This is a genomic window from Candidatus Enterococcus huntleyi, assembly GCF_009933175.1.
Lineage (GTDB): Bacteria > Bacillota > Bacilli > Lactobacillales > Enterococcaceae > Enterococcus_K > Enterococcus_K huntleyi.
On record NZ_MAEJ01000001.1, the window covers coordinates 602,134 to 625,680 of the forward strand.

The 23,547-nt window shown below is 39.6% G+C and carries 17 protein-coding genes; 16 read left to right on the top strand and 1 reads right to left on the bottom strand.

Annotation, left to right across the window (positions count from 1 at the left end):
• The first annotated feature begins 51 nt into the window (after positions 1–51).
• From BAU15_RS02525 to BAU15_RS15640, 6 genes are all read left to right on the top strand, one after another.
• Complete coding sequence (locus BAU15_RS02525; RefSeq protein ID WP_161841166.1) at positions 52–1,875, top strand: APC family permease; 1,824 nt, start codon at positions 52–54, stop codon at positions 1,873–1,875.
• A gap of 511 nt (positions 1,876–2,386) precedes the next feature.
• Positions 2,387–3,859, top strand: coding sequence for a PucR family transcriptional regulator (locus BAU15_RS02530; protein WP_237580110.1), 1,473 nt, complete (start codon positions 2,387–2,389; stop codon positions 3,857–3,859).
• Positions 3,860–4,003: 144 nt separating this feature from the next.
• Positions 4,004–5,296 (top strand): cytosine permease, encoded by a 1,293-nt coding sequence (locus BAU15_RS02535; RefSeq protein ID WP_161841167.1) that lies wholly within the window; start codon positions 4,004–4,006, stop codon positions 5,294–5,296.
• Between the two features lie 3 nt (positions 5,297–5,299).
• Positions 5,300–6,394, top strand: coding sequence for a DUF917 domain-containing protein (locus BAU15_RS02540; RefSeq protein WP_161841168.1), 1,095 nt, complete (start codon positions 5,300–5,302; stop codon positions 6,392–6,394).
• A complete protein-coding gene (locus BAU15_RS02545; protein WP_161841169.1) occupies positions 6,384–7,937 on the top strand; it encodes a hydantoinase/oxoprolinase N-terminal domain-containing protein in 1,554 nt (517 codons plus the stop codon). Before BAU15_RS02540 ends, BAU15_RS02545 begins: the two co-directional genes overlap by 11 nt.
• 521 nt (positions 7,938–8,458) lie before the next feature.
• Positions 8,459–8,536, top strand: a complete 78-nt coding sequence (locus BAU15_RS15640; RefSeq protein WP_272927906.1) for a putative holin-like toxin — start codon at positions 8,459–8,461, stop codon at positions 8,534–8,536.
• A 313-nt stretch (positions 8,537–8,849) separates the two neighbouring features.
• Here the strand turns inward: BAU15_RS15640 and queA are convergent, their stop codons facing one another.
• Positions 8,850–9,881: a tRNA preQ1(34) S-adenosylmethionine ribosyltransferase-isomerase QueA gene (gene queA, locus BAU15_RS02550; protein ID WP_161841170.1), complete on the bottom strand. Its 1,032-nt coding sequence runs from the start codon at positions 9,879–9,881 to the stop codon at positions 8,850–8,852.
• Between the two features lie 589 nt (positions 9,882–10,470).
• On the opposite strand from queA, the gene BAU15_RS02555 reads away from it, so the two are divergent.
• From BAU15_RS02555 to BAU15_RS02600, 10 genes are all read left to right on the top strand, one after another.
• Positions 10,471–11,643 carry a betaine/proline/choline family ABC transporter ATP-binding protein gene (locus tag BAU15_RS02555; protein ID WP_161841171.1) on the top strand — a complete coding sequence of 391 codons (1,173 nt, stop codon included), beginning with the start codon at positions 10,471–10,473 and terminating at the stop codon, positions 11,641–11,643.
• A 3-nt stretch (positions 11,644–11,646) separates the two neighbouring features.
• Complete coding sequence (locus BAU15_RS02560; RefSeq protein WP_161841172.1) at positions 11,647–12,285, top strand: ABC transporter permease; 639 nt, start codon at positions 11,647–11,649, stop codon at positions 12,283–12,285.
• The gene (locus BAU15_RS02565; RefSeq protein ID WP_161841173.1) at positions 12,285–13,205 is read left to right on the top strand and encodes an osmoprotectant ABC transporter substrate-binding protein; all 921 of its coding nucleotides are present in this window, start codon (positions 12,285–12,287) and stop codon (positions 13,203–13,205) included. Before BAU15_RS02560 ends, BAU15_RS02565 begins: the two co-directional genes overlap by 1 nt.
• A 4-nt stretch (positions 13,206–13,209) precedes the next feature.
• Positions 13,210–13,881, top strand: coding sequence for an ABC transporter permease (locus BAU15_RS02570; protein WP_161841174.1), 672 nt, complete (start codon positions 13,210–13,212; stop codon positions 13,879–13,881).
• Positions 13,882–14,810: 929 nt separating this feature from the next.
• Positions 14,811–17,453, top strand: coding sequence for a cation-translocating P-type ATPase (locus tag BAU15_RS02575; RefSeq protein WP_161841175.1), 2,643 nt, complete (start codon positions 14,811–14,813; stop codon positions 17,451–17,453).
• Positions 17,454–17,690: 237 nt separating this feature from the next.
• On the top strand, positions 17,691–18,836 hold the full coding sequence (gene tgt / locus BAU15_RS02580; RefSeq protein WP_161841176.1) for a tRNA guanosine(34) transglycosylase Tgt: 1,146 nt from the start codon (positions 17,691–17,693) through the stop codon (positions 18,834–18,836).
• An 81-nt stretch (positions 18,837–18,917) separates the two neighbouring features.
• On the top strand, positions 18,918–19,247 hold the full coding sequence (yajC, locus tag BAU15_RS02585) for a preprotein translocase subunit YajC (RefSeq protein WP_161841177.1): 330 nt from the start codon (positions 18,918–18,920) through the stop codon (positions 19,245–19,247).
• Between the two features lie 163 nt (positions 19,248–19,410).
• Positions 19,411–19,686 carry a post-transcriptional regulator gene (locus tag BAU15_RS02590; RefSeq protein WP_161841178.1) on the top strand — a complete coding sequence of 92 codons (276 nt, stop codon included), beginning with the start codon at positions 19,411–19,413 and terminating at the stop codon, positions 19,684–19,686.
• A 309-nt stretch (positions 19,687–19,995) separates the two neighbouring features.
• A complete protein-coding gene (gene adhE, locus BAU15_RS02595) occupies positions 19,996–22,593 on the top strand; it encodes a bifunctional acetaldehyde-CoA/alcohol dehydrogenase (protein ID WP_161841179.1) in 2,598 nt (865 codons plus the stop codon).
• Between the two features lie 319 nt (positions 22,594–22,912).
• A complete protein-coding gene (locus tag BAU15_RS02600; RefSeq protein WP_161841180.1) occupies positions 22,913–23,431 on the top strand; it encodes a hypothetical protein in 519 nt (172 codons plus the stop codon).
• Positions 23,432–23,547: the final 116 nt, after the last annotated feature.

Below are 23,547 nucleotides of genomic sequence, written 5' to 3' on the forward strand. Positions count from 1 at the left end.
TTATTTTAGGTACAATAAAAATAAACAAGATAGAAGGAAGGGTGTTGGAAAGTGGATTATTTAAAAAGATTATTGGTAGGTAAACCATTGAAGTCTGCCGAGAATGATGAACAAAAGCTTAGCCGGTTTGCGGCCTTGGCCTTGTTATCTTCCGATGCATTATCTTCTATTGCGTATGGGACTGAACAGATTGTAGTGGTCCTGGTGGCCTTATCTAGTGCCGCGATTTGGTATTCCTTGCCAATCGCCGCAGTCGTAATTGTGTTATTGATTTCATTGACCTTGTCGTATCGTCAAATCATTCATGCCTATCCTCATGGAGGCGGTGCCTACGTCGTTAGTAGTGAGAATTTAGGTAAGAATGCTGGGCTAATCTCAGGTGGCTCCTTATTGATTGATTATATGCTAACGGTGGCCGTTTCTGTCTCCGCTGGTGCAGAAGCCATTACTTCGGCGATTCCGGCTCTGTATAACCATCAAGTCGCAATTTCTGTGATTATCGTGCTCTTGATTATGATGCTCAATCTGCGCGGTTTGCGTGAGTCAGCCGGATTTTTAGTTTTCCCCGTTTATTTATTTATTGGTATTATTACTCTTTTAATTTTTATTGGTCTATTTAATATTGTAACAGGCGCAGTCCCACTGAATGCCACCGCTGTTCCAGGGACGGTCGTGCCAGGCATTTCAATTGCCTTAATCTTACGGGCTTTCTCATCTGGTTCCTCTTCCTTAACTGGGGTTGAAGCCATCAGTAATGCTGTGCCGTTCTTTAAAAAACCTAGAGCTAAGAATGCAGCAGGGACGCTAGCAATGATGGCGTCAATCTTAGGCTTCTTCTTCGTTGGAATTACCTTTATCAACTATTGGTATGGGATTGTTCCAGAAACAGAAGTCACTGTCTTAGCCCAAATTGGTAAAGCCGTATTCGGATCAGGGATTATGTATTACGTCTTGCAATTTAGTACCGCCTTAATCTTAGCTGTCGCAGCAAACACTGGATTCTCCGCTTTTCCAGTCTTAGCTTTTAACTTATCCAAAGATAAATTTATGCCACATATGTATCAAGACCGTGGTGACCGTTTGGGTTATTCAAATGGGATTATCACCTTAGCAGCAGGCTCGATTCTATTATTATTCATTTTCCATGGATCAACCGAACGTCTCATTCCGCTCTATTCGATTGGCGTATTTATTCCCTTCGCCTTATCTCAGACAGGGATGGTCATTCATTGGAAGCGTGCCGGTGAAAAATGGTTGCGTAAATCCTTAGCCAATATTGTCGGTGCCACCATTTCATTCAGTATTATTGTGATTTTATTTATGTATCGTCTGCTAGATATTTGGCCATTCTTTATCATTATGCCAATCCTTCTATTTATCTTTTATAAAATTAATGACCATTATAAAAAAGTCGCAGAGCAACTTCGTTTGGAAGAGAAGGCTGTTGCCCATGAATTTGAAGGAAATACCGTCTTAGTATTAGTAGGAAATGTGACCAGAGCAAATGTTGGTGCATTGAACTATGCCCGCTCCATCGGTGATTATGTCGTGGCGATGCACGTCTCACTTGATGAAGATGTTAAGAAAGAGAAGGAGATTGAAGCCGAGTTCCGGGAAAACTTCCCAGATGTCCGTTTCTCAGTCGTCCATTCATCCTATCGTTCGATTGAAACACCAATCATTCGCTATGTTGATTTGGTCAGCAAAAAAGCCATCCAGCAGAATTACACGACAACCGTCTTAATTCCGCAATTTGTGCCTAATCATCGTTGGCAAAATATTCTACACAACCAAACAAGTCTCCGCCTAAGACTACGACTATCTTGGCGCCAAAACATCGTCGTCGCTACCTATAGTTATCATTTGAAAAAATAGACGGCGCTGAAAGAGACTTTGCAGCCAAATAGATTCAATTTGGCTGATTGGTTAAATCAGTTCAATTAGACTAGACAACAAAAGAAAAGACCGTGGAGAAAACGTAATTACTTTATTACGTATCTTTCACGGTCTTTTCTATTATTTATTAAGGAGTTGCTTTTGATCCCACCGTACTTTAAGTCTCATGATCGCGTTAAACGACAAACAGTAACACGCACAAAAACCATCCTTCAACTTTAGCGAGTCGGATGGTTTAGTGCTTTGCATTAAATTTTGAAGACAGTTACCGTCTTTTGCGGCTTAGAGCTAGAAGCATGTTCTCGCATGTCTCTTCTCTCTTCATTGTAGGCTCATAAGTTATCCTTTACAAGGGTTTTCTATTTGAATCGCTCGATCTTTTTTCATCCGATAATAAGTAGCAACGTAGCACATCAAAAAATCTTCAATGATAATTTTCTCATTTTTTGATACAATGGTTCAAACGCTTTTTTTGAATGGAGGGGTAGAGTTGAATGTTCAAGATGTATTGAAGCTGTCTTCGATGAAAGGGGCAAAAATCATTGCTGGTAAGTCTCAGGGTCAGCGCTTGGTCACAACGATTTCTGTGTTAGAGATATCTGAACCGGAGTTGTATAGTCGCATGCCGATTAAGGGTGAATATTCTGGGAATGAACTGGTATTGACATCCTTTGCACAAATTGCTGACTCAGTGGAGAAGCAGCTAGAGATACTTTCCGTGCTGCACCAACACAACCAGCTAGGCATCATTTTATATTATGTAGGCCTAATTTTGCCCGAAGTTTCAGAGAAAGTTATCGCTAAAATGGATGAGTTAGAGATGGTGCTCATCTTGATGCCGACAAATCGCATGGATTTACGCTATAGCGAAGTGATTTCCGAAGCATTGGTTCATATCAGCGAAGAAGAGGCAGACTTGGATCAATGGCAAGAGGTTTTATTAGAGACGATTCGCCAACTTCCTGCACCCAATCAGATTGAGACAAGCTTAAGTATTTTATCGGACAAATTTAAATGTAGTCTGTTCATCAAGAGTCAAGAAGATGAAGTTTTGTTGTCGAAAGCATGGCCGAGAAGCCTGGATCATGACCTGAGAGGAATTATTGCTGGAAGGCAGGTCAATCAATCAAAGAAGAATGTGGCATTAGAGCTTAAGCAAAACTATTATTTCCAAACAGACAGCAGACTGGCACTTTCAACGTTTTCTCAGTCGTACTACTTATCTCTTTTTCGAAGAGAACCAATTGTAGATAAACAACTCAAGGTTATTCAAAGGATTGTAGAAAAAACCATCAGGTATTTCGGAGAAGAACAGTTGCTGAATATCGGACAACAATTTTTCTCAGCTTGTCAAACAGGTGATTTTCAAACAGCTTCCTTGTTAGCGCAAAAAGAAGGGATTGACCTGACCCAGCCTCTCAGAGTTCATTGTCAACAAATCGTGCGACCTAAAAAACAGCCAGTCTATCGAATAAAAGGGATGTATTACCAAGAACAAGATCTAGCTTGGCTATTGACGAATGCGAGTGATCAGCCAAACCTAGCAGAAGTTTCTCGATCAGAGAGTGATTACTATTTCGTCAGTCGTGAGTTTCTGGGCTTGGATACTGTATTTGAACAAATGACATTGATTGCTGAGCAAATAGAAGATGGAAAGAAAGTCTTTCCTACGAAGTGTTATTTTTCTTCAGAAGATTTGTACCTATTAAAAGATGTTACGCGTGAGACTGAACGAATCTTTTTGGAACAATTTTTAGATGAGGAATTGATTGAGACGCTGGCCGTTTTCTTTTTAGATTGTAATGAGAGTATAAATGAAACATCTGCGCAGATATTTTTGCATAATAATACAATAAAATATCGTTTGAAAAGAGCTCAGGAACGTTTGGGCCTCTCTTTTTCTCACATATCTTCACGCTATTTATTGATTAAAAACTTAATATACTATCGGAAATATAAGTGATATTGCTGAAATGAAGCTATGTTTGTCAGAAACGACAATATAGCTTCTTTTATTTTGTCGAAATAACATAGTCAGCGTATCAAGACTTAGCTATAATGATAAAAATATTCATTTATCAGAATATTCAGAAATGAGGGAGTAAGTATGGAAGAAATGGTAGAAACGAATTCGGGAAATTATGAAAGAGAACGTGTACCTGAGAATGAACGGAAACATTGGCTATCGATTAGTATGGTTTGGATTGCGATTGGTATCGATTTGTCTGGTATGTTCATGGGTATTTCCTTATCACAAGGAATGGAATTTTGGACGGCCATCTATGCAGTTATTATTGGCTCAGTTATTTTAGGACTTATGGCGATCGGGACGTCATATGTCGGAGTTAAAGCGGGCTTATCAACGGGTATGATTTCTAGAATGTCTTTTGGTAAGAAAGGCGTCTTAGTAATGGGAGCAATTATGGGTATTTCTTCATTAGGTTGGTTTGGTGTTCAGATTGGTTTCTTTGCAGAAAATATAGGGTCTGCTATTAATCAATTAACAGGAATCAATTTTCCTGCCTGGTTATTATCCTTAATTGGTGGTAGTTTGATGATGTTATCCGCTTTTTGGGGCTATCAAGCGATTGAAAAACTTTGTACGTATTCAGTACCACTATTAGCTGCCTTGATTATCCTTGCAACGGTTATGTCGCTAAATAGAAATGGTGTTGAAGGCTTGTCAGCGGCACCTCAAGGAACATCGATTTCATTTGGTTTGGCCATTTCTTTAGTGATTGGTGTTTATGTGGTGGGTGTTGTGATGACACCGGATGTTGCGCGTTGGGCGAAGAATCCTAAGCATGCCATGATTGCTGGCTTTGTTGGTTTTACGATTGGGAACAGTTTTATGATTATTGTCTCTTTAATCTTAGTTAAAGTCATGAACACAGCTGATTTGACGGCAGTTTTCTTCGCATTAGGTTTGGGGATTCCCTCCCTTTTGGTGTTGACTTTGGCACAATGGACTACGAATACCAACAATCTTTATTCAGCCTCTCTAGATTTTTCAATCGTCTTTAAGAAGGTTAATCCAAAAGTTATCACATTCATTTGTGGCGTCTTAGGTATTTTGATGGCCATGTTTGGTATTTATGGCATGTTTGAAAACTTCCTATCAATTGTGACCGTGTTGGTTTCGCCAATTGCAGGAATTTATGTCATGGATTACTTCTTTTATAAGGAAAAATATGAGACCTCTTATGAAGAGAAATTGCCAGATTATTATCCGATTTCGATTATCTCGTGGGTAGTTGGTAGCTTAGTCGCTTTCATGACAAGCCAGCCACCTGCTGGTTTTGGTTTATTCACACTGACAAACGTCTCAGCTTTAGATGGTATTATCGTAGCTGCCGCTTGCTACTTGATTCTTACAAAATTAACTAAAGGACGGAAATAACTCATGAAATGGATTACGGAAGAAGATTTGGAAAATATTTCGATTGGGGCTACTTTATTAGGAACGGGTGGAGGTGGAGACCCATTTGTCGGACGTTTGATGGCACTGCAGGCGATTCAAAAATACGGCCCCGTCAAGGTTTTGCAATTAGAAGAATTGGATGATGATGCGTTAGTGATGCCTGTTGGTGCGATTGGTGCACCTTCTGTTTCTAACGAAAAAATTGCGTCTGAAGAGGAAATCTATGGTCCGGCAGAAGTACTTAAGGAAACTTTCCCAGAAAGAACGCAGGCTATCATGCCTATCGAGATTGGTGGTGGTAACTCATTGTTACCAATCGCGTGTGCGGCTAAAATGGGCTTACCGATTGTTGATGCGGATGCCATGGGGCGTGCGTTTCCAGAATCACAAATGGTGACCTTTTTCTTGAAAGGTTATCAACCGGAAATCGTGGCGATGGCTGATAGTCAAGGAAATCGGGTGATTTTCTATCCTAAAGATGGTGAATGGTCTGAAAAAATCGCGCGCTCGATTACGGATGTCATGGGTGGCAGTGCCAACATGGTGGACAATGTATTTCCAGGGAAAGTCGTGAAGGAATGTGCGATTCGTGGAACCTTAAGCTTGGCTAGGCAGATTGGTGCAGAGTTGACCAATATGAAGGAAACCACCGCACCGGTTGAACGCTTACTAACTCGTTTGAATGGCTTCTCTTTATTTGAAGGGAAAATTAATCATATAGAACGCAATGTTGAAGGCGGGTTTACCCGAGGCCGAGCAACGATGACTGGGATCAGTCGCAACAAAGGCGAAGAATTAGAATTATTATTCCAAAATGAATTATTATTGGCAAAAAAAGATGGTCAAGTCGTTGCTTCGACACCCGATTTAATCTGTGCCTTAGATTATGAAACAGGTCGGCCAATCACTACAGAAACGCTACGCTACGGGGCGCGCATTCATGTGATTGCTTTACCTTGTGACCCAAAATGGCGGACAGAAAAAGGGATTGAAGTCGCGGGTCCAAGATATTTCGGCTATCAAGTAGATTATCAGCCAGTGGAAGAATTGATGGGAGAAAAAGCCTATGTATTATAGATTAGGAATTGATGTCGGTGGCACGAATACCGACTGCGCAATTTTAGATGAAAATTTACACTGTATCGGAAAAATTAAGAGTCCAACGATGGCTGATGTCAGTCAAGGGATTGATGAGGCAATCAAAAAAATCTTACAAGTGACTCAAATTTCGACAGACAAGATTAATGCCGTTATGTTGGGGACGACGCATTGTACGAATGCGATTGTTCAACGAAAAGATCTTAGTAAAGTCGGCATCATTCGTTTAGCGAAACCAGCTACTACAGCAGTCGCTCCAATGGTTGGTTGGCCCGAAGATTTGGCTGCCAAGATGAGTGCACAGTCAGCGATTGTTGCGGGTGGTTATGAGTACAATGGCAATCTGATTGCTGAGATTGACGAAACAGAAATCCGTAGTGTCTGTCAACAAATGAAAGGTCAAGTTGAGGCAGTCGCTGTCGTCGGTGTGTTCTCGCCAGTCAATAAGGAGCAAGAAATTAAAGTTGCTGCGATTGTTCGAGAAGAGTTGAATGTGCCAGTTACTTTATCGAGTGAAATCGGCTCAATTGGTTTATTGGAAAGAGAAAATGCCAGCATCTTAAACGCAGCATTGACTCAGACAATTAAACAAATGATTAACGGTCTAAGACAAGCCTTGCACAATAATAATCTATCAGCTGACGTTTTTATCTGCCAAAATGACGGTACCTTGATGGATTTAGAAAAAGCCCTCCAATATCCCGTGTTGACGATTGGTTGTGGACCAACAAACTCAATTCGTGGCGCGGCTCATTTGAGCAAACAAGAAAATGCCTTAGTGGTCGATGTGGGTGGCACAACAACGGATATTGGCGTACTGAAGAATAGTTTTCCTCGGGAATCCTCACTTGCCACAATCATTGGTGGGATTCGCACAAATTTCAGAATGCCAGATGTGCTATCAATTGGTTTAGGTGGGGGCACAATTATTCATCTGGAAGAAGAGTTACGAGTAGGACCAGATAGTTTGGGGTATCGTATCTTAGAAGAAAGTCGCTCATTTGGCGGAACAGTCTTATGTGCAACGGATATCGCGATTGCAAATCAGGCCGAGCATCCTGTGACAGGGGCAACTGCACAAACGTTAGATCCAGAGTTAATTCGCCGTTCTAAGGAAAAAATCAAAGAATTGGTTGAAGATGCGATTGATCAAATGAAGACAGATAGCAATGAAATTCCAGTTATTTTAGTTGGCGGAGGGAGTATTATCTTACCTACAGAAATGAATGGTGTTTCAGAAGTCATCATTCCTGAAAACTATGATGCAGCAAATGCAATCGGCGCAGCATTAGGTGAAGTTTCAGGTGAAGTTAATTCAGTCTATTCGTTGGAAGACCAAAGCCAAGAAGAAGTCGTTGCAATGGCAATCAAAGAAGCTAGAGAAGAAGCCATTGCTGCAGGCGCAATTGAGGACGACTTAAAAACAATCTTTGTCGAAGTTATTCCGATTGCCTATTTACCAAAACAAGCAGCCAATATCAAAGTGAAAGTTGCTGGCAAATTACAATTAGGGACAGCTTAAAAGCTGAAAACTGTTAATCGGTGAGTAACTGACATACCGATAAGATAAAAAAGAGGCGTGAACCGATAATCAATGGTTTACGTCTCTTTTGAAGTTAAATTTAGGTCAAGGTAATTTAAATCTTTCTATTCTTACTACTTGAAAACTTGGCAAGTAGAACTGTCAAAACCAGATAACTAAAGACCGTGAGGGAAATGAAATTGTACATCATTACGTGTCCTCCACGGTCTTTTGCATTATTTTTTTAGTTTAAATTTTTATGTAGCCAGAAAACTTGCGAATCCTAGTATATCAATCTTTGTGGAAGCTACTTATCAATAAATAGCTGAAATAGTTTAGAAAACATCTATCTATGGAAAGTCAAACTCTCATAATCGATTTACACTTGCCTGAATTAGGAATATACTACGCGTACTAAGTAGTTCAAGATGGTTGGCTGCCTTCTCGGGAGGAGTGATGTCCTATGAATAATATTCGTATGGATTCGCTACTCTATCCTGTGAGAGGAGTAGCCCTTGAGTGTGTACGAGACTTTAAGTCTCATGATTGCGTTCGGCGCGTTGATAGTTCTTATCATCGCGTTAAACGACAAAAAGTAACACGCACAAAAACCATCCTAAAACTCTAACAAGTCGGATGGTTTAGTGCTTTGCATTAAATTTTGAAGACAGTTACCGTCTTTTACGGCTTAGAGCTAGGGGCATGTTCTCGCATGCCTCTTTCTTCTCCTTCATTATAGGACCAGTAGTTACTATTTGCAAGGATTTCTTATCTGAATTGATTAAGCTCTACCAGATAGAATTCTTTTGATATCTTTTCTCATATTGATTGGAAAGTTCAATAAAATTTGATCTTTTTTTAACTTATCGTTTGATAAATTGAACCCTTCTATAAATATATAGGTTCTACAACTTACTTCACAAACATCGCGTCGCCAAAGCTAAAGAAGCGGTAGCGTTCATCGATAGCATGCTGATAAGCTGCTAAGGTGAACTCGCGTCCGGCAAAGGCACTGACTAACATGACCAAAGTTGATTTAGGTAAGTGGAAGTTTGTTGAGAAAGCTTGAACCACTTTGAATTCATAGCCGGGCGTGATGAAGATATCGGTCCAGCCGCTATCGGCTTTGATTTCTCCATCGAATTTACTGCCGATTGTTTCTAGCGTGCGGATAGAAGTCGTTCCCACCGCAACAATTTTCCCACCATTTTCGCGCACGTGATTGAGCTGGTCGGCCGCTTCTTCTGTGAGTCGGTAAAATTCGCTGTGCATCTCGTGCTCGGAGATATTATCAACACTGACTGGACGGAAAGTTCCTAAGCCAACATGAAGTGTCAAATAAACCAAGTGGACGCCTTTTTCTTTGATGGCTGTTAATAATTCTTCGGTAAAATGAAGTCCGGCAGTTGGTGCCGCAGCGGAGCCATTTTCTTTGGCGTAGACGGTTTGGTACCGGTCAGGATCTTCCAAGCGCTCTTTAATGTAAGGCGGCAAGGGCATTTCGCCTAAAGATTCTAAGTTTTCTAAGAAGATTCCTTCATAAGAAAAGGTAATAATCCGCCCGCCGTGATCTAATTCTTCATTAACAACGGCTTTCAAACGGCCGTCCCCAAAAACAATTTCCGTGCCAACTTTGGCTCTCTTCGCAGGTTTAATTAATGTTTCCCATGTGTCGCCTTCTGTATTCGTTAATAATAATACTTCAAGATGACCGCCTGTTTCAGGTTTTTCTCCGTATAGGCGAGCAGGTAGGACTCGCGTATCGTTCATAACCAGTGCGTCGCCTGGCTCTAGTTCATCAATAATATCATGGAAATGTTTGTCTTCCATTTCGTTTGTTGCCCGGTTCAAGACGAGTAGTCGTGAACTTGCGCGATCTTGTAAAGGCGTTTGGGCAATCAATTCTTCTGGTAAATCGAAATCAAAATCTTCAGTTGTTAACATGTATATTCACTCTTTCTTTGCTATAGTCTTCGCTATTTTATCACGTTTTTTTAGGAAAGGCGAACATAGCCAATCTGCTATCTGAGATATTTATGCTCATTCTACAAGGTTGATGACCGCCAGCTTCTTTCTCTAGGTTAGAATTTTCTATTTTAAATTAGTGCGAGCAAGGTGCGGCATCGTATTTATGGTTGCCCTTTAGAACGAAAATAACTGATTTCAAATAATCAGGTTCACTTCATAATAGATAAAAATAGATGAAAACCAGTCGGAAAATGGTAACCAAACTGTCCGAAAATGGGAAGAAAATCTCTGGTAATTTGGCAAGCAAAATCGATGATTTCTTTTATAATTATAACGGTTATTTTAAACGCTCCAAATGGTGAATGAAAGCTTGATAAATAACGTGTTTTCAGGCTGCTGTAATTATTGAAAATTTTCTGAAAAATAGTTATTTTATTCATTTCGAGAACGCTGTGGAGTCTGACAATAAATAGAATTTGCAAGTGCTCTTATTTGAGTATCCCCCCCATTTCATGCATACTAATAAAGAAGACGAAAGTCAAAATGAAAATTTGAGGTGAGAGAGTTGATAGAATTTCAACAGGTATCAAAAATATATAAGGGTGGGAAAATCGCTGTCGATAATGTAAACATCTCTTTCGAAAAAGGCGAATTTATTTGTTTTATCGGAACCAGTGGTAGTGGAAAAACAACCACCATGCGGATGTTAAATCGAATGACAGATCCAACAAAAGGGAAAATCTTGATTGATGGAGAAGATATCCAAAAAACAAATCCAGTGGAATTAAGAAGAAAGATTGGTTATGTCATTCAAAATATTGGCTTAATGCCACATATGACCATTAGAGAAAATATTACATTGGTTCAAAAATTATTGAAAGCAAGCCAAGAAGATCGCGACAAGACAGCTGAAAAAATGATCGATTTGGTTGAATTACCTAGAGAGATGCTGGATCGCTATCCGGATGAACTTTCAGGTGGGCAACAACAGAGAATTGGGGTTGTTCGTGCTTTAGCAGCCAATCAAGATATCATTTTAATGGATGAACCATTTGGGGCTTTGGACCCGATTACCAGAGATGCGTTGCAAGATCTTGTGAAAGACTTACAAGAACGTTTAGGTAAAACGATTGTCTTTGTTACTCATGATATGGATGAAGCGTTGAAGCTTGCGAATCGGATTGCGATTATGAGTGAAGGGAAAGTCATCCAGTTTGATACACCAGAAAATATTTTACGAAATCCAGCGAATGAATTCGTTGAAGAACTAATTGGGGAAGATCGTTTGCTACAAGCGAAGCCTGATACGACACGTGTAGAAGAGGTTATGTTGGGTAAAGCGATTACTATCACGCCTGAGAAATCTTTACAAGAAGCTATTAAATTGATGCGTGAATATCGTGTTGATACGCTTTTAGTTGTTGATAATTCAGATATTCTAAAAGGATTTATCGATGTTGAAACTCTGGACCGGATGCGTGGCAAAGTGTCTAGCGTAGGGGATATCCTTAATCCACAAGTTTTCTCTGTGAAGAAAACAGCATTACTGCGTGATACATTACAACGAATATTAAAACGAGGACTTAAATATGTTCCTGTGGTAGATGAAAAAAATCGAGTGGTTGGTATTTTAACCCGAGCATCACTAGTCGACATTGTTTATGATGTTATTTGGGGAGAAGAAACGACCATCACAGATGCGATTGAAGCGGCAAAACCGGCAGAAGAAGGTGTGTAGGGTATGACTGACTTTTTTAATCAACATGGCAGTGAAATTGTATCGAAAAGTGTTGAACATCTCTATATTTCCTTTTTCGCTTTGCTGATCGGGATTGTCATTGCCGTGCCATTAGGCGTATTGTTGACGCGCTTTTCTAAAGTTGCTAACGTGGTTATTGGGATTACAAGTGCCTTACAAACCGTCCCTTCTCTAGCGCTTTTGGCTTTAATGATTCCTTTCTTTGGTGTCGGAAAAACACCGGCGATTATCGCGTTATTTATCTACTCATTGTTGCCGATATTGCGTAATACATATATCGGAATGAAGAGCGTCGATTGGAATTATCGAGATGTGGCTAAAGGAATGGGTATGACCAATATACAGTCCATCTTTAGTGTGGAGTTGCCGATTGCGATGCCAACAATTATGGCTGGTATTCGACTGGCTGCTGTCTATGTGATTTCATGGGCAACCTTGGCTTCTTATATCGGAGCTGGTGGTTTAGGGGATTTAATCTTTAGTGGGTTAAATAACTATCAACCAGATTTAATTTTTGCAGGAACGATTCCAGTTACTATTTTAGCTTTATTAGCTGACCTTTTATTAGGTATGTTGGAAAATAAATTAACTCCTGCAGCATTAAAGGAGCGTGAACAATAATGAAAAAGAGACTGAGTATATTCTTGACCTTTGCAGTGAGTTTGGTCCTTCTTTCTGGTTGTTCTCTTCCTGGTCTTTCGACAAGTTCAGATAAAGATACGATTGCGATTACTGGTGGGATTACTTCTGAAGCTCAAATTTTAGGGAGTTTAGTTGCCGGAATGGTGGAACATTATACAGATAAAGAAGCGACCGTGATTAATAACTTGGCAACAACGACGATTAATCACCAAGCAATGATGAACAAAGATGCTAGTATTTCGGCCGCTCGCTATACGGGGACCGATTTGACGACAACGCTTGGTTTGGCACCTGAGAAGGAACCAGATAAAGCTTTTGCCAAAGTCAAAGATGAATTCGAGAAGCGGTATAAACAAACCTGGTTCAATTCTTATGGATTTGATAATACGTATGTATTTCTCGTTCGAAAAGATACCGCTGAAGAGTATAATTTGAAAAAAGTTAGTGACTTAAAAGACGTAGCTGATCAATTGGTAGCTGGTGTCGATACGGCGTGGATTACCCGTGAAGGTGATGGCTATGATGGCTTTAAAGAAACCTATGGATTTGAATTCGAATCGATTTTACCGATGCAGATTGGCTTAGTCTATGACGCAGTTGATGCTGGGAAAATGGATATCGTATTGGGTTACTCGACAGATGGCCGGATCGCTAGCTATGACTTAGTGATGTTGGAAGATGACTTAAAATTCTTCCCTCCGTATGATGCTGCACCGGTTGTTGACGATCAACTGTTGAAAGACACACCGGGCTTATCAGAGGCCATGAAGAAACTCGAAGGAACCATCGATACCGAGAAGATGCAAGAATTAAACTATGAAGCAGATAACAATTTGGTGGAACCATCTGTTGTCGCTGAACGTTTCTTAAAAGACAATAATTACTTTGAAGGGGAGTGAAGAAATGGATAAGATGAACGTCTTTCAACAATTTATATACTATTTCCAAGAAAACGGCGGCTATGTCTTTTCACAATTTCTACGCCACTTTCTGATTTCAATCTATGGTGTAATTATTGCGGCGATTGTTGCAATTCCGATTGGGATTGCGATCTCCAAGAAGAGAAAACTAGCGAACTGGGTAATCCGTTTGGCTAATATTATTCAAACAGTCCCTTCCTTGGCGATGATTTCCATCTTGATGATTGGCTTAGGCTTAGGTCCGACCGTCGTGATTGTGACTGTATTCTTGTATTCATTATTACCAATTATCAAGAATACTTATACAGGTATGATTCAAGTCGATCGAAATATTTTGGATGTCGGCAAAGGCATGGGGATGACTACTTGGCAACGTTTGTACATGGTAGAATTGCCACTGTCTGTGTCCGTCATTATGGCTGGTATTCGAAATGCTTTAGTTGTCGCGATTGGGATTACCGCAATTGGTGCCTTTGTCGGTGCTGGTGGTTTAGGTGATATCATTATCCGCGGAACCAATGCGACATCAGGAACCTCGATTATTCTAGCTGGGGCATTACCAACTGCCTTAATGGCCATTATTACAGACTGGGTATTAGGTATTATCGAAAGAAAACTTGACCCAGTGAGTAAACATACTGCCACAGGAAATTAGATAAAATGAATGTGAATAAGGCTTCTACTGAACAGTCGAAGTGAAATAGAAATTTGTTAAAGCAAAAGGCTGAATGAGCAATCCTGTCATAGGACTGCTCGTTCAGCCTTTTTTCTTTTCATTTTATTAAACAAGAAAATTGCAAAAAACCACAATATATTGTATGCGAAAATACGTTCCTACGATATCTTGTGTATAACTCTGTGGATATGTGGATAACATTTTAAATAGTGTTGTGATTTTTTCATTTATTCGGGAGTGATGTACTGATGATAGAGATTGTACTTACTCAACTATATTCCACGCAACTTAATAGTGGTTTCTTAACACCAAAAAAAGCTGAGCTCTCGACGGGCTCAGCTTTCCTGTATTCGGAAAGGGAATTAGTTGGTTAAATGTTTATCGTTACTTTTCACTATACATGCAAAGTACCTTTTTGAATTTCTTACATCTCATAAACAAACATCTTGTTTTTTGGTAACAGTTTCTACTCTTTGTAACATGAGACTCTATTTAGTTTTTTTCGTTACGCAAAGACTTCTTCTTTGATGTCGCTCTTTCACTAATCAAACGCCTTATTACGCATTCACTATTTTACGTTTCTTAAATACCCCACACGCATAATCTAAAAGGTGAATCTTATACTTCTAACAACTTTGTTTACAAACTTTCTTCATCGAGAAATTCTTTAACCTAACTAATTTAGCGTCCTTCCTTACACTCATAATATAGCATAAATAGAAAGCGTTTGCAAGTTGAATGCTTCTACTTTGTTCATTTTATTTTTCTGGGGGTTTTGCACGGAAATTATGAATTTTTTGTGACTTTTTTCAAGAAAACGGGCATTTATTAAAAAAAATGACCGAAAACATGCTATAGTTATATAGGAAGAGAAAAAATCTCTTTTGATAAATGTAAGGAGGAATAGGATGGATGCATACAAACAAACGGTGGATTACGTAACAAATGAGGTGCAAACAAACACTCAAACTGGTCTAACCAATGAACAGGTGAAACAGCGCTTAAAGGAAAATGGGCGTAACAAATTTGAGGAAGCAAAAAAAGACTCGCTCTTGAAAAAGTTTCTACATAATCTAACAGATTTCACTACGATGATTTTGTTAGTTGCTGCGGCAATTTCGCTGTATACGGCGATTGCTACAGATCACGGGGATTATTTTGAAAGCATATTGATTATAGCAATTGTAGTGATTAACTCAGTTTTAGCTATTGTTCAAGAGGGGAATGCTGAAAAAGCGCTATCTGCTCTACAAGATATGAATAAACAGACTTGCCTAGTTTTACGAGAGGGCAAAGTTGAAAAAATTGATGCTGAAGAAATAGTCATTGGCGATATTTTAGTTCTGGAGTCTGGATCCATGATTGTAGCTGATGCTCGGCTAACTCAAACTTCCCAGCTAAGGGTTGAGGAGTCTGCGTTGACCGGGGAAAGTGAAGCCGTTGAAAAAGAGGCGGATTTCGTTGGAAAAGAAGACGAAAGCTTAGGCGATCAATTAAACATGATTTTTAAAGGATGTACGGTAGCTAATGGGCGGGGACAAGCAATTGTTACCGCGACGGGTATGCAGACTGAGATGGGTAAAATTGCAGGTTTGCTGAATAACCATACAGCTCAGAAAACACCTTTACAAAAACGCTTAGATTCATTAGGAAAACGAATTAGCTTGCTTGCTTTGGCTGCTGCTGCGTTGGTCTTTGTGATTGGACAGCTGCAGGGTGAACCATTGCTTGAGATGTTCATGACGTCTGTTTCTTTAGCAGTCGCGGCTGTTCCTGAGACGTTAACGGTGATTGTCACCTTGACTTTAGCTTTTGGTGTTCAGAAGATGGCCAAGAAGAATGCGATTATTCGTCACTTACCAGCCGTTGAGACGCTAGGTACGGCTAATGTTATTTGCTCAGACAAGACTGGGACCTTAACGCAAAATAAAATGCGTGTCCGTCGTGTCTGGACGCGTGGTGATGAAGTGGTTGATACAGAAGATGCTATGACAGAAGAAGCAATGGAAGTGTTGAAGATGGCTTCTCTGTGTTCTGATGTAATCGTCGAAAAAGAAGACGGCGAATTAATCATTAAAGGGAATCCGACTGAAGCTGCGATTGTGCGTGCGGTTGAGGAAAATTACCATACAAAAGCTGAATTAGAAGGAAAGTATCCAAGAATTGGTGAATTGCCATTTGATTCAGGTCGTAAAATGATGACGACGGTGCATAAGATGGGTAAAAAATATATTTCTATCACTAAAGGCGCGTTCGATGTGCTATTGCCAAAATTCCGTTTTGGTGATGTTGATCAAGCGGCTGTCGTGAATGATCGATTTGGGAAAAAAGCTTTACGTGTCATTGCGGTTGGGTATGCGATTTACGATGAAGAACCGACAGATATTCGTTCAGAAGTCTTAGAAAAAAACTTACGCTTACTGGGACTAGTCGGCATGATTGATCCGCCGAGACCTGAAAGTAAAGGTGCGATTGCCCGAGCGAAGCGTGCGGGTATTAAGACTGTGATGATTACTGGGGATCACGTCGTTACAGCCAGTGCGATTGCCAAAGAGTTAGGTATCCTTTCTAACAAAAGTGAAGCTTTAACAGGCTCTCAATTGCATCAAATGACAGATGAGGAATTGGATTCACGAGTGAAATCACTTTCTGTTTATGCGCGTGTGACACCAGAAGATAAAATTCGAATTGTTAAATCTTGGCAGCGTTCAGGTGCGGTGGTTGCGATGACCGGAGATGGCGTCAATGATGCGCCGGCTTTAAAAGCTAGTGATGTGGGTTGTGCAATGGGAATTACCGGGACAGACGTCGCGCAAAGTGCCGCGGATATGGTCTTAACGGATGATAACTTTGCGACAATCGTTGATGCAGTAGCGCGTGGACGTGCCGTGTACAGAAATATCCGAAAAGCGATTAATTTCTTGTTAAGCTGTAATATCTCTGAGATTTTTATTGTCCTGATAGCTATGTTATTTGGCTGGGGCGCGCCGTTTACTGCGGTTCAGTTATTGTTTGTCAATGTGGTAGCTGATGGCTTACCTGGTTTTGCTTTAGGGAAAGAACCGGCAGAACATGGGATTATGGATGAAGCACCGATTCCTAGAAATGAAGGCGTCTTTGCTCGTGGTTTATGGCAAAAGATTGGGATTAATGCCAGCGTCTTTACAGTGATTACCCTCTTTGGTTTCTACTTGGGTTCATTTGTTGATAGCGTGAGTCCTTGGATTGATGCTAGTTATGAAGTGGGTCAAACTGTGGCTTTCCTAATTCTAGCGTATTCTTCAATCCTGCATGTCTTTAATGTTAGAAGCTCACGTTCGATTTTCAAGGTTAAATTAGAGAGCAACAAGTCATTATTTGAGATGGCCGTCTTAGCGACAACCATTACGACAGTGATTGCTTTATTACCGTTCACACAAGAATTGTTCGGACTGGTAAGAATTAGCTTGAATCATTGGATGCTAGCGATTGTTTTATCGATTGTACCGATTGCTGTAAATGAATTGATTAAATTCCACCAAAGTCCAGGTGAAGAGGAAGAAGAAATTTAAGTCTACTCACATCTGACAGGAAAAAATATAGTAAAATCGTAGCGACCTTCAACTGTTGGCTTTTGGTCTAACGTTGGGAGGTCGCTCTCTGTTAGTTCGTTATTTAGTCAATGTAGAGATCAAATAGGAAATATAAATGAAAAATAGCTAAGGAACTTCAGGAATTCTTGCCAAAAGAATCGGAAACTATTATGATAGGAGAAGTTGTAAAAGCTAAAATAGAAAGTAGGGGAATGAATGTCACAACCTGCCATTCGTTATCGATTAATAAAAAAAGAAAAACATACAGGTGCTCGTCTAGGTGAGATTATTACACCGCATGGGACGTTTCCAACGCCGATGTTTATGCCAGTAGGAACACTTGCTACAGTTAAAACAATGTCGCCTGAGGATTTAAAAGAGATGGGCGCGGGGATTATTTTGAGTAATACTTATCACCTATGGCTTCGTCCAGGGGAAGACTTAGTAGAAGAAGCGGGAGGCCTGCACAAATTTATGAATTGGGATCAGCCGATTCTGACTGATTCTGGTGGCTTCCAAGTATTTTCATTGAGCGATATGCGTAATATTGTCGAAGAAGGGGTTCATTTCAAGAATCATCTGAACGGCTCAAAAATGTTCTTATCGCCAGAGAAGGCTATTAACATTCAAAACAAATTAGGTTCGGACATTATGATGAGTTTTGATGAGTGTCCACCGTTTGATGAAAGCTACGACTACGTGAAAAAATCAGTAGAACGAACATCTCGTTGGGCTGAGAGAGGCTTAAAAGCACATGCTAATCCTGATAGACAAGGTTTATTTGGGATTATTCAAGGAGCTGGATTTGAAGATTTACGTCGTCAGAGCGCGCGCGATTTAGTTGGCATGGATTTCCCTGGTTATTCAATTGGTGGTTTATCTGTAGGTGAATCAAAAGAAGAGATGAATCGTGTGTTAGACTTTACTACGCCACTGATTCCTGAAAACAAACCTCGTTACTTGATGGGTGTTGGAGCGGCTGATTCTCTGATTGATGGAGTCATCCGTGGAATTGATATGTTTGACTGTGTCTTGCCGACTAGAATTGCTCGAAATGGGACTTGTATGACGTCACAAGGCCGTCTAGTGGTTAAAAATGCTCAATATGCAAGAGATTTCCGTCCACTTGATGAGAAGTGTGATTGCTATACATGTAAAAATTATACGCGTGCGTATATTCGTCATTTAATTAAATGTGATGAAACGTTTGGTATCCGTTTGACTTCTTATCATAATCTATATTTCTTATTTAATTTAATGAAGCAAGTGCGTCAAGCGATTATGGATGATAACTTACTTGAATTTAGACAAGCCTTTTTTGAAGAATATGGTTTTAATAAAGAGAATCCAAAAAGTTTCTAAAAAATAGGGGAAAAGGCTAGTTTATCTAGTGGTTTTCTGCTAAAGTTAAGATTGTGAAAACAAATCTGTGAGGTGAAATAAATGAGTTCTTTACCAATGCTTATGATGTTCGTTGTTCTTATCGGAATGTGGTTCTTCATGTCTCGTTCACAAAAGAAACAACAACAAGAACGTCAAAACTTATTAGACAGTATGAAATCAGGCGATAGCGTCGTAACTATCGGCGGCTTACACGGCGTGGTTTCTGAAATTAATGAAGACAAACGTACAGTCGTATTAGATTGCGAAGGGATTTTCTTAGAATTTGATCGCGCATCTATTAAGACCGTTAAACCAGGTGGATCAGTTGAAGTTGATGAGACAGTTACAACTGTTGAAACAACAGAAGATTCAAGCGATTCAGAAGAATAAACGAAATGTAGATTGAGATTAGAGTTAGAGGCTAGTGTTTATTTTTGATGGCGGCGATTTGTTGCTGTCGGCTGCTTTTAGTTGTAAATCTAGATTTTTAGGTCATGGAACGGGCTTTTTGCTTGTTTCTTGGCCTTTTTTCTTTCTTAGGAGGGCAAATCTTATGGATAAATTAATAGAACGTATCTTGTTGCATCGGGCATTTGCTAAGAAAGTCACTGAGTTTCATTCATCCGGATATGAAGCGATTAGTCTGGAAGAATTGAAAAGTTATTGTCTGGCGTATCGTTGGCCAAAGAAAAAGCTGACAACTTATAAAGAGAAAAGGGCCGATATTTTGCTTATCCAAGCCAATCAAATTTTTGATTACCAACAATTGAAAATTCAAACAACCGCACAAACATTTCAGGATTTGGATGACTTCTCAGATTTGTTTTGAGGGGTTAAGAGCAGTGATTGAAGGTATTATCGTCTACTTAAATAGGGGATTAGCTGATCGAGAAATCTTTAAGTAAATGATAGATTGTGTAATTAATAATTAGTCTAAAAGCAGTTTTCATGAAAATGAAAATTGCTTTTTTAAGGTGAAAAATAAACTTTTTTATCGCTGTACATACTGGTATATAAACATTTATTGATTTACTGTGAAAAAAATCACAAAAAAGTATTTACATGGATAAAAAAATATTGTATGATATAAATGTGAAATGGTTAACAAATAAAAACAGTATCCAATAGGAGGAACACAATGGCTAAGACATTAGAAAAAGACGTGAAGAAAGAACTTGATGTTCAAGGAATGATCGATGAGCTAGCAGCGAAAGCGAATGTTGCCTTAAAAGAAATGGAAGATTTTGATCAAGAAAAAGTCGATCATATCGTGCATCAAATGGCAATGGCTGCCTTAGACAAACATATGCCTCTTGCTAAATTAGCAGTGGAAGAAACAGGCCGTGGGATTGTCGAAGATAAAGCAATCAAAAACATGTATGCGTCTGAATACATCTGGAATAGTATCAAACATGATAAAACAGTTGGCGTAATCAATGAAGATCCTCAAACAGGAATCATTGAAATTGCTGGACCAGTCGGCGTTGTTTGTGGGGTAACTCCAACAACTAACCCAACTTCAACAACAATCTTTAAAGCAATGATCGCTTTAAAAACAGCTAACCCAATCATCTTTGCTTTCCACCCAAGCGCTCAAAAATGTTCTGCTGAAGCAGCTCGTATCGTTCGTGATGCAGCAATTGCAGCTGGCGCTCCTGAAAACTGTGTACAATGGATTGAACAACCATCAATCGATGCAACTTCTATGTTAATGAATCACCCGGGTGTCGCTATTGTCTTAGCAACTGGTGGACCTGGCATGGTTAAATCAGCTTACTCTACTGGTAAACCAGCATTAGGTGTTGGTGCCGGAAACGTGCCTGCTTACATCGAAAAAACAGCGAAAATCAAACGTGCAGTTAACGATTTAATCGTTTCTAAATCATTTGATAACGGTATGATTTGTGCTTCTGAACAAGCAGTTATCGTTGATAAAGAAATCTATGCAGCAGTTAAAGCTGAATTTGAAGCACATCAAGTGTACTTTGTGAAACCAAATGAATTACAAAAACTTGAAGATGCTGTCATGAATGAAGGCAAATATGCTGTTAACCCAGCAATCGTTGGTCATTCAGCTGATGAAATTGCTAAATTAGCTGGGATCAAAGTTCCAACTGGCACAAAAATTCTGATTGCTGAATTAGATGGCGTTGGTGCTGAATACCCACTTTCAAGAGAAAAATTATCTCCAGTCTTGGCGATGATCAAATCAAATAGTACTGAACACGGCTTTGACTTATGTCAAGGAATGCTTGAATTAGGTGGATTAGGACATACAGCTGTTATCCACAGTGAAAACGAAGATTTACATGTGAAATTCGGTTTACGCATGAAAGCTTGCCGTATCTTAGTTAATACACCATCTGCAGAAGGCGGAATTGGTAACATTTATAACGAAATGATTCCTTCATTAACATTAGGCTGTGGATCATATGGTAAAAACTCAGTTTCTCGTAACGTCTCTGCCATCAACTTAATCAACGTCAAAACTGTAGCGAAACGGAGAAATAATATGCAATGGTTTAAATTACCGCCAAAAATTTTCTTTGAGAAAAATTCATTACAATACCTACAAAAAATGGAAAACGTTGAGCGCGTTATGCTTGTCTGTGATCCAGGAATGGTTCAATTCGGTTATGCTGATGTGGTTCGTAAAGAATTACTTAAACGTAAAAACGACGTGCAGATTGAAGTCTTCTCTGACGTAGAACCTAACCCATCAACAAATACAGTGTATGCTGGAACAAAAATGATGGTAGATTTCAAACCTGATACAATCATCGCTCTTGGTGGTGGATCAGCAATGGATGCGGCGAAAGGCATGTGGATGTTCTATGAGCACCCAGATACTGAATTCTTCGGCGCGAAACAAAAATTCTTAGATATCCGTAAACGTACGTACAAAATTGAAAAAGCAGTTAAAACACAATTTGTATGTATCCCAACAACTTCTGGTACAGGTTCTGAAGTAACACCATTTGCGGTAATCACTGATAGCGAAACACACGTGAAATACCCATTAGCAGACTACGCGTTAACACCAGATGTTGCGATTGTTGACCCTCAATTTGTTATGTCAGTTCCAGCTTCAGTAACAGCTGATACAGGAATGGACGTGTTAACACATGCGATTGAATCTTATGTTTCAGTAATGGCATCTGATTACACTCGTGGCTTGAGCTTACAAGCAATCAAGATCGTCTTTGATTATTTAGAAAAATCAGTGAAAACTCCTGATATGGAATCTCGTGAAAAAATGCATAACGCGTCAACTATGGCGGGTATGGCCTTTGCGAATGCTTTCCTAGGAATAAGTCACTCGATTGCACATAAAATTGGTGGAGAATACAACATTCCTCACGGTCGTACGAACGCAATTCTATTGCCTCATATTATCCGTTACAATGCGAAGGATCCATCAAAACATGCAATGTTCCCTAAATATGACTACTTCCGTGCGGATACTGACTACGCTGATATTGCGAAGTTCTTAGGACTTAAAGGCAAAAATACAGCTGAATTAGTTGATGCATTAGCTACAGCAGTCTTTGATCTTGGAACAAGCATTGGAATCGACATGAACTTGAAAGCGCAAGGCGTGACTCAAGAAATCTTAGACTCAACTGTTGATCACATGGCTGAATTAGCTTACGAAGATCAATGTACAACAGCTAATCCAAAAGAACCACTAATCAGTGAATTGAAACAAATTATCATTGATGCGTATAACGGATAATTCTAGCACGCGTGATTGAACAAATTACCTGTGTCTGAGTCATCTGATAAGCAGACCCAATCTCTTAGCGATTGGGTCTGTTTTTTTCGGATTAAAAATGAACAACTATTCAAAATATATTAGAACGTTAATGAGTAGTTGATGGATGCCGCATCCGGGATTCCTTCCACTAAAGTATCTTATTTGATAGAATATAGAATTTGTTGGGTGGTTTTTCTTTTCTTTCAAGTAAATGAGCATCGGCTTGCATTGAAAATTCATGATAAAATGGTACACTAGAAATGAAGTTGAAAACGGACACAAGGGAAGTGGATTCATAGTGGAAATTATTCAAAAGGCTTTGATAGAATTAGTGCGCTCAAGAAAAAAATTAACGGGACTGTTACCTAGATTAAAAGAAAATAAACAAATCTCAGCAAAAGAGGAAATGAAGACGTTTGTCTTTGATTTACAGGATTATAGCGATGCATTGACGGTTGTGACTGATTTTGCTGAGGCGGATTTTGCAGAGGAGTCGGATTCAGTAACGCCACAGGAAATTAGTCAACTGTTTTCTGAGCAACGTCAGGAGCTCCAGACGCTTGTTAGTGAATTTACCCAGCTAGCTGATCAGATGGAGACAGGAGAGTCGACAGAGGGCTTCCATGGCCTAAATGCCGGAAGTATTCGACGGATGGCAGGAAGTTTACAAGGGTTAATCGAAATGAACGGTCAATTGTTACAGGAAAATCTGAACTTCCAGCGTTTTATCAAGGACGTATCTATTTCTGAAGCAATTCCCACAGAAGAAGTGGTGGAAGAAAAAACGGGATTCTTTAAAAAATTATTTGGTAAGTAAATAAAAAACGAGATTCTTAAGAGAGCTTATCTACAGGAATTCGTGCGCATTAAATTTTTGGCTCAATAAAAAACAGGAACCTTATGCTTGGATGATTCATCTAAGCGTAGGGTTCC